Genomic DNA, 13024 nt, shown 5'->3' with positions numbered 1-13024 from the left:
CGGAGCGTCCGGTCTCTCCCTCCGCGGCCCAGAGACCAGGCGACCCCGTCTTCCCCGGCGTGATGTGACGGCGGCCGGTTCGGTCGGCGGTATTTTTAGATCCAATTGGACTGATTTGCCGCTGACCGAACCGCTTCCTGAGGGGGATCCACCCAGTGTTCCTGTTGGTGACATCAGGGCCATCACCGACGCCGACGCCGACGGATACGTCGCTCGTGCAGGACTTGGACAAGATGAGTGCGCAGATGGCGCAGGCATGTCAGGGTGACACCGTGATCTGCGGTCCCCTGGTCGACTGGCTGAACAACGCCTCGTGGGCGCCGTTACTGGCCAGCGTGATCACGATCGCCCTGATCCTTGTGTTCGGGTTCATCGTGCGCAACGTCGCCCACCGCGTGATCACCAAGGTGGTCAACCGCGCGGCCACCGGCGGCTCGCTGGCCAGCAGGTTCCGCCGGGGCGCCGCCACCGACGGCATCGACGCGCTGCTGCACGAACGCCGCAAGCAGCGGGCCGAGACCATGGGCTCGGTGCTCAAGCACGTCGCCTCGATCGTCATCCTCGGCACCGCCGTGCTCACCGTGCTCGACCGGCTGACCATCCCCATCGCACCCCTGCTGACCAGCGTCGGCATCCTCGGCGTGGCGATCGGCTTCGGCGCCCAGGAGCTGGTCAAGGACTTCATCGCCGGCATGTTCATGCTCCTGGAGGACCAGTACGGCGTCGGCGACGTGATCGACGCGGGCGCCGCCGTCGGCACCGTCGAGGCGGTCACCCTTCGCGTCACCCGCCTGCGCGACGCCGACGGCCGCGTCTGGTACGTGCGCAACGGCACGATCACCCGCGTCGGCAACGAGTCGCAGGGCTGGTCGCGGGCCTACTTCGACGTCCCGGTGGCCTACGACGCCGACATCACCGCCGTACGCGCGGTGCTGGAGATCGTGGCCGAGGAGATCTGGGCCGATCCCGAGTACCGCGAGAGCGTGATCGTGGAGCAACCGCAGGTGTACGGCGTGGAGCAGCTGTCCGACAGCGCGCTGGTGTTCCGCATCACCGCCAAGACGCTGCCCTCCCGCCAGGCCGAGGTAGCCCGGGAGATCCGGCTCAGGGTGAAGTCGGCCCTGGATGCCGCCGGTATCCCCATGGTCGCGCTTGCATAAGCTGTGACCGTGACAGAGACCTCCTTCTACGACGCCGTCGGCGGCGAGGAGACCTTCCGCCGCCTTGTCCACCGCTTCTACGAAGGTGTCGCGGAAGACCCCCTGCTGCGGCCGCTCTACCCCGAGCCCGACCTGACGGGAGCCGAGGACCGGCTGCGCGGGTTCCTCATCCAGTACTGGGGCGGCCCCAACACCTACAGCCAGGAACGCGGCCACCCCAGGCTGCGCATGCGCCACGTGCCGTTCGTGATCGGGGAGGCCGAGCGTGACGCCTGGCTGCGCCACATGCGTGACGCGGTCGACTCGCTCGACCTGCCCGAGGAGCAGGCCACCAGGCTTTGGGACTATCTGGTCTACGCGGCCCAAAGCTTGGTGAACTCGCCAACATAACGGGCATGACGCCCACATGGATATCCCCTGGTGGCGTGATGCCGTCGTCTACGAAATCTACGTTCGGAGCTTCGCCGACGCCTCAGGAGACGGCGTCGGCGACCTGGCCGGGGTACGGGAGCGCATCCCGTACCTGAAGAGGCTGGGGGTCGACGCCGTCTGGCTGACGCCCTTCTACCCCTCCCCCATGGCCGACGGCGGCTACGACGTCGCGGACTACCGCGGCGTCGATCCGCTGTTCGGCACGCTGGAGGACTTCGACGCGCTGGTGGCCGAGGCCCACGGGCACGGGCTGAAGGTGCTTGTGGACGTCGTGCCCAACCACAGTTCCTCCGGGCATCCCTGGTTCCAGGCCGCGCTGCGGGGCGAGGGACGCGACCGCTACATCTTCCGCGACACGATCAACAACTGGCAGTCCACGTTCAGCGGCCCGGCGTGGACCCAGGTCCCCGACGGGCAGTGGTACCTGCACCTGTTCGCCCCCGAGCAGCCCGACTTCAACTGGCGCAACCCCGAGGTGCACCAGGAGTTCCTGGACGTCCTGCGGTTCTGGCTCGACAAGGGCGTGGACGGGTTCCGCATCGACGTGGCCATGGGCCTGTACAAGGCCGAGGGGCTGCCGGACGTCGGCGACCAGTCGTTCAAGTCGGTCTCACCGGTGTGGGGTCAGCCCGAGGTGCACGGCGTCTACCGCGCCTGGCGCGAGGTGCTGGACGCCTACCCGGGCGAGCGCATGGCCGTCGGCGAGGTGTGGACGGACAGCGCGGAGGACCTCGCCCTGTACGTCCGCCCCGACGAGCTGCACCAGAGCTTCAACTTCGCCTGGTTGCAGGCGCCGTGGTCGCCGACCGCGTTCAGGAAGGTGATCGACGACACGCTCTCCTCGGTGCCGTACGCGACGTGGGTGTTGTCCAACCACGACGTCGTACGCCATCGCACCCGGTACGGGACCGCCGATCCCGGAACGGGCCTGGCACGGGCCAGGGCGGCGCTGCTGACGATGCTGGCCCTGCCCGGGTCCGCCTACCTCTACCAGGGTGAGGAGCTGGGCCTGCCCGAGGTGGTCGACCTGCCCGACGAGGCCCGGCAGGACCCGGTGTTCTTCCAGTCGGAGGGCAAGCTGCCGGGGCGCGACGGTTGCCGGGTGCCGCTGCCGTGGTCGGCGGAGTCCCCTTCGTACGGGTTCTCGCCGCCGGGGGTCCGGCCGTGGTTGCCGCAGCCGGCCGCCTTCGCCGAGTTGACGGCCGAGAAGCAGGAGGGCGACGCGGACTCGACGCTGGAGTTCTACCGCCGGGCCCTGGCCTGCCGCCGCGACCTGGCGGGTGTGATTCCTTACACCCTGGAGTGGCTGGATTCTCCCGAGGGAGCACTTTTCTTCACCCGCGGCCCGCTGATCTGCGCGATCAACTGCGGCATGGAGACGGTACGACTGCCGGACCACGACGGCCTGCTGCTGTCCAGCGGCCCGGTCCAGTCGGGGCTGCTGCCGCCGGACACCGCCGTGTGGCTGCGACGGGAGTCATGACCGGGAGCCGGCCCGCCGCTCACCGCGGACGGGGATGACGGGCAGCGAGATCAGCGCGAAGGCCAGGCCCGCCGCGTACGCCGCCCAGTACCCCGTCCCGGTGATCAGCGTGCCGGCCAGCGGGGTCACGGCCAGGGCGACGACGTTCTGGACGGTGTTGTGGGTGCCCAGCACCTTGCCCGCCCAGGCGGGTCCGGCCAGCTCGCCCGCCGTCAGGTAGGCCAGCCCGTTGCCGGACACGGTGAGCACCGACGCCGTGGCGAGCGCGACCGGCCCGAGCCACCCGCCCGTCGCCGTTCCCACGACCAGCAGGGCGAGCACGACCAGGCAGGCGCAGGTGAGCATCATCAGGGGACGCATCCGCAGGCCGACCCGGTCCGACCAGCGGCCGACGGCCACGCGGACCACGGCCCCGGCGACGGCCGACAGGCCGAAGAGCTGCCCGGCGGCGACGGCGTCCCAGCCGTACAGGCCGACCAGGCAAGTGACGCCGTACGTGCTGACCACGATCTGCGGCACCGCGTGCAGGCCGCTGGTCGCGTGCACCCGCCACAGCGCCGGCTGCCGGTACGGCGACCGCGCCGGCTCCGCGCCCGCCCCGGAGATCGAGTGCGGCGGCTCGGCCAGGAACAGCGCGGCCAGGACGGCGGCCAGCAGGCTCACACTGGCGCAGACGAGCAGCACGCCGGGCAGCCCGTGCGCCCGCGCGACCGGCGGCAACACGAACGCCGCGACGGCCATGCCGAGGGTGTAGGAGACCTGGCGCAGGCCCATGGCGACCCCGCGTTCGGGCGGCTGGAACCAGCGCAGCACGATCCGGCCGCCGCCGACCATGGCCGCCGAGCCGGCCGCGCCCGCCAGCGCGAGCAGCGCGATCACGGCCCAGGCGGGCCCGGCGAACGCGACGGCGGCGAGCAGCACGGCCGCCAGGCCCACGCCGATGCCGAGCACGATGCGCTCGCCGTGCCGGTCGGCCTGCGCGCCCCAGGCGACGAGTGCCACCAGAACCCCGATTCCCGGGGCATTCCCAATGATTCCGGCCACTGCCAGCGGAACACCGAAATGTCGCTCAATTTCTGGCATGACGAGCGGCAGGCCGAAGAGTCCTAAGGCGACGCTCGCATGGGCGTTGACGCCCAGCCCGAGCATCACCCAGCGCTTCCTGCCGGGGCCGGAGGAACGCTGTGGTTCCGGGGCGGTCAGTTCTGAACCGCGTAACGCTTGAGCAGGACGAGTTCGTCCTCGGCGAGCCTGCGCGGCGCGGCCCGCTCGACGTCGTAGGCCACGATCACGGAGGTGGCGGTCACGTAGACCTCGTCGTCGTCGCGGATCTCGTAGGCCAGCGTGAAGCGGACCGGCCTGATCTGCGTCACCCAGGTCTCGACCCGGACCGGCTCGGCGCGCAGGCCGAGCGGACGCCGGTAGTCGATCTCGTGGCGGGTCACCACGAGCCCTCCGAAGGGCTTGTCTCCCGCCCTGGCCGGATCGATCGCGAACATGCCGAAGCGGGCGTCCTCCAGATAATCGAGGAAACGCACGTTGTTCACATGCCCTTGGGAGTCGATGTCGGCGAATCTGACCATGCGGGGGAAGACATGCCGGTACGCCGGGGAGGGTTCTGCCACGTCCGCCACCGTACCCGTACCGCTCGACCCGCTGGTCACCGGGCCTTGCGGCGGGCCAGGCAGGCCAGCACGGTCAGCACCGAGACGGCGGCCATGCAGGCCAGCGCCCAGCGGTAGCCGGTGACGAGCAGGCCGACCGCCTCGCCGGAGACCTGCGAGAGGGTGCCGGCGAAGACACGCTGGTGCAGCACGGCGGGCAGCGGCGCGGTGATGACGGACAACACCAGCCCGGTGCCGACCACGTTGCCGGTGTTCTGGAGCATGAGGCGCATGGCGTTGACGATGCCGAGGCGCTCGGAGGGCAGGCCGTCCAGGATGGCGGTGGTGTTGGAGGGCAGGAAGACGCCCGAGCCGAGCCCGATGAGCACGAGCCCGGCCGTCACCGCCACGTACGGCGTGTCCGGCGACATCGTGGCGAGCAGGACCAGCAGCCCGCAGGTCGTGGTGGCCGCCCCGGCCACCGCCAGGGTGCGCGCGCTGGTCAGCCGCTGGACGAAGCCCGACGTCGCCGAGGCGATCATGGCCGCCACCGCCAGCGGCAACACCTTCAGCCCCGCCTGTACGGGATCGTCCCCCCGAACGGCCTGGAAGTAGAGCGCGACGAGGAAGACCATGCCCATCCGCGCCACGGCGTTGAGGAAGGAGGCCAGCGTGCCGAAGGCGAAGGCGCGGTCGTGGAACAGGCGCAGGTCCACGACCGGATGGGCGGCCCGCCTCTCCCTGGCCAGGAACAGCGGCAGCCCGACCGCGAACGCGGCGAGCCCGGCGAGCACGGCCGGATGCCCCCAGCCCAGCCTGCCGAACTCCGACAGCGCCAGCAGCAACCCGCCCAGCGTGACCAGTACGAGCACGCTGCCCGGCAGGTCGAGCCCGCGTTCGCGCCCGGCCGGTTCGACCCGCCGCAGCGTGACGGCGCCCCACGCCAGGCAGATCAGCCCGATGGGCACGTTGAACCAGAACACCCAGCGCCAGCCCAGGTTCGCGGCGAGCACGCCACCGAGCGTCGGCCCGATCAGCCCGGCGATGGAGAAGGAGGCCACGTAGACGCCCATGCCCTCGCCCAGCCGCTCGCGCGGGAAGGCGTCGCTGACCAGGGCGGCGCTGTTGGTGAGCAACATCGCGGCGCCGACGGCCTGTACGACCCGCAGGGCCACGATCACCCACGCGCCGGGCGCGAACCCGGCCGATAACGCCGCCCCGGTGTAGACCGCCAGCCCCAGCAGGTACATCCTGCGCCTGCCGAACATGTCGGCCAGACGACCGAACACCACCATGAGGACGGTCGTGGTCAACTGGAAGCCCAGCAGGATCCAGCCCGCGGCCGTGGCGTCGGCCCCGGTGTGCCGGGCGATCTCGGGCAGCGCGACGTTGATCGAGCTGCCGCCGAGCCCGGTCAGCACGCTGGCCAGGCTCACGACCGACAGCGTGCGCCAGGCGTGGCCGGCGGCGGCGGTGGTGGTCGTCGTCACCAAGGGCCTGTCCTTTCTAGATTTTAATACTAGAATCCAATTCAAGACGTCGGCCGGTCAAGGATCGAGGTGTCGGATGAGCGGGATTGTCGAAGGTCGCGTGGTGATCGTCACGGGTGCGGCCAGAGGGATCGGGCGGGGGCACGCGCTGGAGTTCGCCAGGCAGGGCGCGAAGGTCGTGGTCAACGACCTGGGCGCGGAGGTGGACGGCACCGGGTCGTCCGGGGCCGCCGCCGAGGTGGTGGCCGAGATCGAGGCCATGGGCGGCCAGGCGATCGTCAACGGCGAGGACGTCTCCGACTTCGACGGCGCCGAGCGCCTGATCAGGTCGGCCGTCGACCACTTCGGCGATCTGCACGTCCTGGTCAACAACGCCGGGATCCTGCGGGACCGCATGCTGGTCAACATGACCGCCGACGAATGGGACGCGGTGATCAGGGTGCACCTGCGCGGCACGTTCGCGCCCCTGCGTCATGCCGCCGCGTACTGGCGGGCCAGGGCGAAGTCCGGCGAGCGGCTCGATGCCCGGATCATCAACACGACGTCGTCCTCCGGCATCTACGGCAACCCGGGGCAGGGCAACTACGGCGCGGCCAAGGCGGGCATCGCGGGGCTGACCGTGATCGCCGCCAGGGAGCTGGAGCGCTACGGCGTGACCGTCAACGCCGTCGCCCCCGCCGCGCTCACCCGTATGACGGAGAACCTGATCCCGGCCGGGGCGACCGGCGCCGACCCCGACGACATCGCGCCGCTGGTGGTCTGGCTGGCCAGCGCCGAGGCGCGGGGCGTCACCGGACGGGTGTTCAACGTGCGCGGCGGCATGATCAGCGTGGCCGAGGGCTGGCACGCCGGTCCGGGTGTGGACAAGGGCGGCCGCTGGGACCCGGCCGAGCTGGGCGCGGTCATCCCCGCCCTGGTGGACAAGGCCGCCCCGAACGCCCTCACCAACGGCCGTGTTCCCGGGCGGGAGGACTGACATGCCGCTCGACCACTCGCTGATCGGCGTCGAGGGCCCGGCCCACGAGCGTACGTGGACCGCCGAGGACACCATGTTGTACGCGCTCGGCGGCGGCTCGGGCCTGGAGGAGCTGGAGTTCGCCACCGAGAAGGGGCAGCGGGTGTTGCCGACGTTCGCGGTGCTGGCCGCGCAGTCGCCGGGGCGGCGGCTCGGCGACTTCGACCCGGCCCTGCTGGTCCACGCCGAGCAGGGCTTCGAACTGCACCGGGAGCGGCCGGCCGGTGGCGGCGTACGGACCGTGTCGAAGGTGACCGGCATCTACGACAAGGGCTCGGGCGCGCTGGTGACCACCGAGGCCAGGGCCGTGGACCTGGAGAGCGGCGAGCTGGTGATCGCCTCGCGCGGCTCGGTCTTCATCCGGGGCGAGGGCGGCTTCGGCGGCGACCGGGGCCCCCGCGACGAGTGGACGGTCCCGGACCGGGCGCCCGACCACAAGGTGACCTACCCGACCCGGCCGGACCAGGCGCTGATCTACCGGCTGTCCGGCGACCGCAACCCGCTGCACAGCGATCCGGAGTTCGCCGCGCGGGCCGGGTTCGACCGGCCGATCCTGCACGGGCTGTGCACGTACGGCGTGACCGGGCGGGCGCTGCTGCACACGCTCGCCGGGTCGGACCCGTCCCGGTTCAGGGCGATGTCGGGACGGTTCAGCAGCCCGGTGTTCCCCGGCGAGCCGCTGACCGTCTCCATCTGGACGGACGGCGACGACGTGCTGTTCAGGACCGCCAAGGACGACGGGACGGTGGTGATCGACCGCGGGCGGGCGACGATCAGTCGTCGCTGAGCCCCCTGAGGGGATCGAGGCGGTGGATGAGCTTCATCGCCGCCTCGATGATCTCCCTGGCCTCCTCCTCGGTGTCGGAGGTGGCCACCTCGCGGGCGGCCTCGCCGATGATGCTGGTCAGCGCCGCCACGGTGAACCGGTCGAGCGGGTCGCCCCCGGCGCCGAGCAGGACGGCGTTCTGGCGTACCCATTCGCGGCCGCGGGTGCGGCGGATCAGCTCGAAGCCGGGCGGGCCGTCGCCGTCGATGAAGAGCCTGACCAGGTCGCGCCGGTGCCAGGCGCCGTCGAGGTAGGCGCGGGCGCCGGCGATCAGCAGCTCGAGCGGGTCGCTGACACCGGCCTTCTTGGCCTTGGCGACGCTCGCGGCCGACGCCTGCTCGTGGGCCGCCTGGTGGTCCTCGTAGAGGGCGAGGAACAACTCGGTCTTGCCGCCGAAGTGGTGGTAGAGGCTGCCGACGCTGGAACCGGCGCGGGCCACCACCTCCGAGACGTTGGAGTCGGCGAAGCCGTGCTCGCTGAAGACCTCACGGGCGGCCTGCAACATGCTCTTGCGCGTCTGAGCCGTACGGCTCCATTCCCATGAGGACTTGCGTGCCATGACGGCCATTCTATCCCGCCGAATTCTAGAATTAGATTCTTGACAGGTCGCCACCGGAGTTAGAATCTGTTACTAGAGAACGATTCTAGAAATTCAGGAGGCGGCCGTGGACTTCTCACTCAGCCCGGAAGAACGGCAGATCCGCGACACCGTGCGTTCCTTCGTCGAGAAAGAGATCATGCCGCTGGAGCCCGAGGTGCTGCGCAACGAGCGCGACGGGCGTCCGGGGCTCGACGCCGAGGTCGTACGCGATCTGCGCGCCAAGGCCAGGAAGTCCGGATTCTGGGGCATCAACACCCCCGAGGAGTACGGCGGCGCCGCCCTCGGCCCGACCATGTCCGCGATCATCGCCATGGAGATGGGCCGTACGTTCGTGCCGTTCTCGTTCGGCGGCAGCGCCGACAACATCCTGTACGCGGGCACCGACGAGCAGAAGCGCCGCTACCTGATCCCCACCATCGAGGGCGAACGGCGTTCCTGCTTCGCGATCACCGAGCCGGGCGCCGGCTCCGACGCCCGCAACATCCGCGCCCGCGCCACCCGCGACGGCGCCGAGTGGGTGATCAACGGCGAGAAGACGTTCATCACCGGCGGCAGCGAGGCCGACTTCGTCATGGTCTTCGCGGTCGCCGAGGGCCACGGCGTGACCTGCTTCCTGGTCGACCGGGACATGGGCTGGAAGTCCGAGCCGATCCCGACCATGGGCGAGTGGGGCCCGGCGGCGCTGGTGTTCGAGGACGTACGGGTGCCGGAGGAGAACATCCTGGGCGAGCTCGGCAAGGGTTTCGAGCTTGCCATGCAGTGGATCGGGCAGGGCCGTTACATGATCCCGGCCCGTGCCATCGGCTCCGCCGAGCGCATGCTCCAGATGGCGATCGACTACGCCAAGATACGCAAGTCGATGGGCCGGACGATCTCGGAGTACCAGGCCATCCAGTGGATGATCGCCGACTCCCAGGTGGAGATCGAGGCGGCCAAGTGGCTCACGCTGTACGCGGCCTGGCAGGTGCAGCAGGGCATGGACGCCCGGCACGCCTCCTCCATCGCCAAGCTCAACGGGGCCCTCATGGCCAACCAGGTCGTGGACCGGGTGCTGCAGATCCACGGCGGCATGGGCTACACCAAGGAACTGCCGGTCGAGCGGTGGTACCGCGAGCTGCGCCTGCTGCGCATCTTCGAGGGCACCGACGAGATCCAGCGCCGCACGATCGCCCGCAACCTCATCAAGGGCCACGCCAGGCTCGGCCTGATCGGAGAGTGATCCATGTCGGTCGAGGCACTGTTCAACCCGCGCTCGATCGCCCTGGTGGGGGCCACGGACAAGTCGGGCTGGTCGGTCAGCACGCTGCTGAACCTGCGTACCCACGGCTTCTCCGGGCCCGTCCACCTGGTCAACCCCAGGGGCGGGGTCGTGCACGGCTCCCCCGCCGTCCGCAGCCTTAGCCAGATCCCCTCCCCGGTCGACCTGGCCTACGTCATGGTGCCGACGGCGGCCGTGCTCGGCGTGCTGAAGGAGGGCGCCAAGCTCGGGATCCGCTGTTACGTGATCCTCACGGCGGGGTTCGGGGAGGCGGGCGAGGAGGGCGCGCGGCTGGAGTCGGAGATCGCCGCCTTCGCCCGCGAGAACGGCCTGACGATCCTCGGGCCGAACGGCAACGGGTACATCAACGCCGCCGCCGGCGTGACCCCGTACGGACTGCCCATCCCCGAGCCGCTGCTGCGCGGTTCGGTCGGCGTGGTGCTGCAGAGCGGCGCGCTGGCCAGCTCGGTGCTGGCCTTCGCCCAGGCCCGCAACGTCGGCGTCAGCCTGCTGACCTCGATGGGCAACGAGTCGGTCGTCACGGTCACCGACGTCGTCGACCACCTCGTGGACGACCCGGCGACCAGGGTCATCGCGCTGTTCCTTGAGACGGTCAGGAACCCGGCCGAGTTCTCCCGGGTCGCGCGCCGGGCGCTGGCCGCGGGCAAGCCGATCGTGGCGCTCAAGATCGGCCGCAGCAGGCTGGCCTCGCACACCGCGCAGGCCCACACGGGCGCGCTGGTGGGCGACGACGACGTCATCGACGCGGCGATGCGCCAGCTCGGCGTGATCAGGGTGCGCTCGCTGGAGGACCTGATCATCACGTCGGGGCTGCTGGCCGCCACCGGGCCGCTGCCCGGCCGCCGCGTGGGCGTGGTCACCCCGTCCGGCGGTGCCTCCGAGATCATCGCCGACCGCGCCGAGGACGAGGGCCTGGAGCTGCCGCCGTTCGCGCCCGCCACGGTCGAACGCCTGGCCGCGATCGTGCCGTCGTTCGGGACCGTGCAGAACCCGCTCGACGTCACCGGCTACGTCCTCGTCGACCGCACCCTGCTCGGCCGGGCCCTGGAGGCGGTGACCGCCGATCCCGGCATCGACCTGGTCATGCTCCTGTCGGAGCCGCCCAGGGCCGCGCCGCCCGACCCGGCGCCCGTCCTGGCCATGTACCGGGCCAGCAGCCGGCGCATCGCCGAGTCGCCGGTGCCGGTCGTGGTGGTGAGCAACGTACTGACCGACGTCACGGAGTTCGGGCGGCGGGTGCAGCGGGAGACCGGCTTCCCGTACGTGGCGGGCGGGATCGAGCACGGCCTGACCGCCATCGGTGCGGCGGTGCGCTGGTCCGAGGCCCACCGCAGGGCCGCGACCGCGGCCCCCGCCGCGCCCGAGGTGGCGCGCGGCGCGTGGGCCGAGGTCACCGGCGCGCCCGAGGCGGCTCGGGGTGTGTGGGCCGGAGCGCCCGAAGGTGCGCGCGGTGTGTGGGCCGAGCGGCGCGCCGCCGCTCTGCTCGCCGCGGCCGGGCTGCCCGTGGTGCCGTCCGAGACGGCCGCGGACGAGGCGGCGGCCGTGGCCGCGGCCGAGCGCTTCGGCTATCCGGTGGTGCTCAAGGCCGCCGCCGAAGGGCTCGGGCACAAGAGCGACATCGGCGGGGTGCGGCTCGGGTTGTCCGGCCCCGAGGAGGTACGGCGGGCCTACCAGGAGGTGGTCGCCGCGGCGCGGACGCACGCCCCCGACGCCGGCGCCCTGATCCAGCCGCAACGCCGCGGCGGGATCGAACTGCTCGTCGGCGTGGTACGCGACCCGGCCTGGGGGCTCACCCTGGCCGTCGGGCTCGGCGGCGTCTGGGTGGAGGTCCTGCGCGACGCGGCTCTGCGCGTGCTGCCGGTGGACGCCGCCGAGGTACGCCGGGCGCTGTCCGAACTGCGCGGCGCGGCCCTGCTGAACGGCGCCAGGGGCACCGAGCCCGCGGACCTGGACGCGGTGGCCGACGTGGTGACCGGGATCGCCGCATTCGCCGAGAGCCTGGGCGACAACCTGGAGTCCCTGGAGGTCAACCCGCTGCTGGTCACCGGCTCCCACATCGAGGCCCTGGACGCCCTGATCACCTGGACCGCCCTGGTATGAGACCCGCCGTTCAGTGCACGAACTCCTTGAGCACGATCATCACGGCCCCCAGCGCCCCCGCCCCGGCTCCGCACAGCAGCCGGATCCAGAGCCGGTCCGTCTTCGGCACCGCCGCGAAGAAGCCGAGCACGGTGAGCAGGACGATCGACACCCCGATCTCCACGTTCACCGACACGTCCAGCGACATCACGCCCGTCATCGCCAGACACAAGATCACCGTGAGCGGGACCAGCCCCCACAACATGCCCGTGGACCGCGTCACCGCGCCCTTCACCGCCCGGCGCACGTCCGGCGACCGGTCGCCGACGATCTCCGCGAAGGCGTGCGCGATCCAGAACACGATCACCGTGCCGATCGAGGTCAGCAGCAGCTCAGAAGCGTCGTCGATGAAGTGCGAGAGCCCGGCCACGACCCCGGCCGTCAGGATGGTCCCGTAGACGGCCTCGCCGTTGACGAACCGCCCCAGCCACTGCGCGGCCCCCGCTCTCACCCGGCAAATCTAGTACGCCCCCCACCCACGCCCCCCCCCCCGACGCGCCCACCTGGACAACCTTTGGCGGCGCCCCGGCACCGGGTCGTCGAGGCCCGGGGCGCCTCGGGGACGGCGCCCGCGTCCGCAGCCGCGCGGGCGCCGCCCCCGGGTCAGGACGTCACCTCAAGGGCTACTCGACCTCGATCGGCAGCTCGTAGACCTCCGTCGTGGGGTGACCGGCCTTCTCGTGCACCCGCATCACCGCCTCCTTCGACGGCCCCGAGGACAGGCAGAACACCTTGCCCGAGTCCGGATCGAGCCAGGCCCGCTCGAAGTGCACCCCTTCGGCGCCCTCGACCGCGAGATCACGCTCGTGCGCCTCACGCAACTGCTCCTCGGTGACACCGACGAAACCACTGTGCACGTCCATGAACTTCGGCATCGCCGTCTCCTCTCCTCATGGTGTTTCGGTTCCGATGGAGAGGCGTTCCATTCCGTTCCATCCCGTTCCACCAGCCGTCCGGGCTCGCCTGCCCGGCGTGCGAACGGGAAACCTCCGCGG

At 71.2% G+C, this 13024-nt stretch carries 13 protein-coding genes; 7 read left to right on the top strand and 6 right to left on the bottom strand.

Annotation, left to right across the window (positions count from 1 at the left end; all coding sequences use genetic code 11):
• The first annotated feature begins 272 nt into the window (after positions 1-272).
• The 3 genes from DMB42_RS19470 to DMB42_RS19460 are packed head-to-tail and all read left to right on the top strand — an operon-like array spanning position 273 to position 3075.
• Positions 273-1160, top strand: coding sequence for a mechanosensitive ion channel family protein (locus DMB42_RS19470; protein WP_260477785.1), 888 nt, complete (start codon positions 273-275; stop codon positions 1158-1160).
• A gap of 9 nt (positions 1161-1169) precedes the next feature.
• Positions 1170-1550, top strand: coding sequence for a globin (locus DMB42_RS19465; protein ID WP_185844744.1), 381 nt, complete (start codon positions 1170-1172; stop codon positions 1548-1550).
• A gap of 16 nt (positions 1551-1566) precedes the next feature.
• Positions 1567-3075 carry a glycoside hydrolase family 13 protein gene (locus DMB42_RS19460; protein WP_125636377.1) on the top strand — a complete coding sequence of 503 codons (1509 nt, stop codon included), beginning with the start codon at positions 1567-1569 and terminating at the stop codon, positions 3073-3075.
• Here the strand turns inward: DMB42_RS19460 and DMB42_RS19455 are convergent.
• From DMB42_RS19455 to DMB42_RS19445, 3 genes are all read right to left on the bottom strand, one after another.
• Positions 3070-4224 (bottom strand): MFS transporter, encoded by a 1155-nt coding sequence (locus tag DMB42_RS19455; RefSeq protein ID WP_312024747.1) that lies wholly within the window; start codon positions 4222-4224, stop codon positions 3070-3072. The two genes, DMB42_RS19460 and DMB42_RS19455, sit on opposite strands and share 6 nt — an antisense overlap.
• 50 nt (positions 4225-4274) lie before the next feature.
• Positions 4275-4658, bottom strand: a complete 384-nt coding sequence (locus tag DMB42_RS19450) for a thioesterase family protein (protein ID WP_125636469.1) — start codon at positions 4656-4658, stop codon at positions 4275-4277.
• 77 nt (positions 4659-4735) lie between these two features.
• Positions 4736-6169, bottom strand: a complete 1434-nt coding sequence (locus tag DMB42_RS19445) for an MFS transporter (RefSeq protein WP_125636375.1) — start codon at positions 6167-6169, stop codon at positions 4736-4738.
• A 76-nt stretch (positions 6170-6245) separates the two neighbouring features.
• On the opposite strand from DMB42_RS19445, the gene DMB42_RS19440 reads away from it, so the two are divergent.
• Positions 6246-7145 carry an SDR family oxidoreductase gene (locus DMB42_RS19440; protein WP_125636374.1) on the top strand — a complete coding sequence of 300 codons (900 nt, stop codon included), beginning with the start codon at positions 6246-6248 and terminating at the stop codon, positions 7143-7145.
• A gap of 1 nt (position 7146) precedes the next feature.
• Positions 7147-7971 (top strand): MaoC family dehydratase, encoded by an 825-nt coding sequence (locus DMB42_RS19435; RefSeq protein ID WP_125636373.1) that lies wholly within the window; start codon positions 7147-7149, stop codon positions 7969-7971.
• Here DMB42_RS19435 and DMB42_RS19430 read toward each other — a convergent pair.
• Entirely contained in the window at positions 7958-8569 is a 612-nt protein-coding gene (locus tag DMB42_RS19430; RefSeq protein ID WP_125636372.1) for a TetR/AcrR family transcriptional regulator, read from the bottom strand. The genes DMB42_RS19435 and DMB42_RS19430 overlap by 14 nt on opposite strands.
• A gap of 106 nt (positions 8570-8675) precedes the next feature.
• Here DMB42_RS19430 and DMB42_RS19425 point away from each other — a divergent pair, with 106 nt between their 5' ends.
• Both DMB42_RS19425 and DMB42_RS19420 read left to right on the top strand, forming a co-directional pair.
• Positions 8676-9830 carry an acyl-CoA dehydrogenase family protein gene (locus tag DMB42_RS19425; protein ID WP_125636371.1) on the top strand — a complete coding sequence of 385 codons (1155 nt, stop codon included), beginning with the start codon at positions 8676-8678 and terminating at the stop codon, positions 9828-9830.
• A gap of 3 nt (positions 9831-9833) precedes the next feature.
• Positions 9834-11990, top strand: coding sequence for an acetate--CoA ligase family protein (locus DMB42_RS19420; RefSeq protein ID WP_125636370.1), 2157 nt, complete (start codon positions 9834-9836; stop codon positions 11988-11990).
• A 10-nt stretch (positions 11991-12000) separates the two neighbouring features.
• Here the strand turns inward: DMB42_RS19420 and DMB42_RS19415 are convergent, their stop codons facing one another.
• Positions 12001-12480, bottom strand: a complete 480-nt coding sequence (locus tag DMB42_RS19415; protein WP_125636369.1) for a hypothetical protein — start codon at positions 12478-12480, stop codon at positions 12001-12003.
• A 172-nt stretch (positions 12481-12652) separates the two neighbouring features.
• Positions 12653-12904 carry an SCO4226 family nickel-binding protein gene (locus tag DMB42_RS19410; RefSeq protein WP_125636368.1) on the bottom strand — a complete coding sequence of 84 codons (252 nt, stop codon included), beginning with the start codon at positions 12902-12904 and terminating at the stop codon, positions 12653-12655.
• Between the last annotated feature and the right edge of the window lie 120 nt (positions 12905-13024).

Source organism: Nonomuraea sp. WAC 01424 (assembly GCF_003947315.1).
Taxonomy (GTDB): domain Bacteria; phylum Actinomycetota; class Actinomycetes; order Streptosporangiales; family Streptosporangiaceae; genus Nonomuraea; species Nonomuraea spiralis.
The sequence above is the reverse complement of the archived record's forward strand: the minus strand, read 5'-3'. Positions and strand labels throughout refer to the sequence as shown.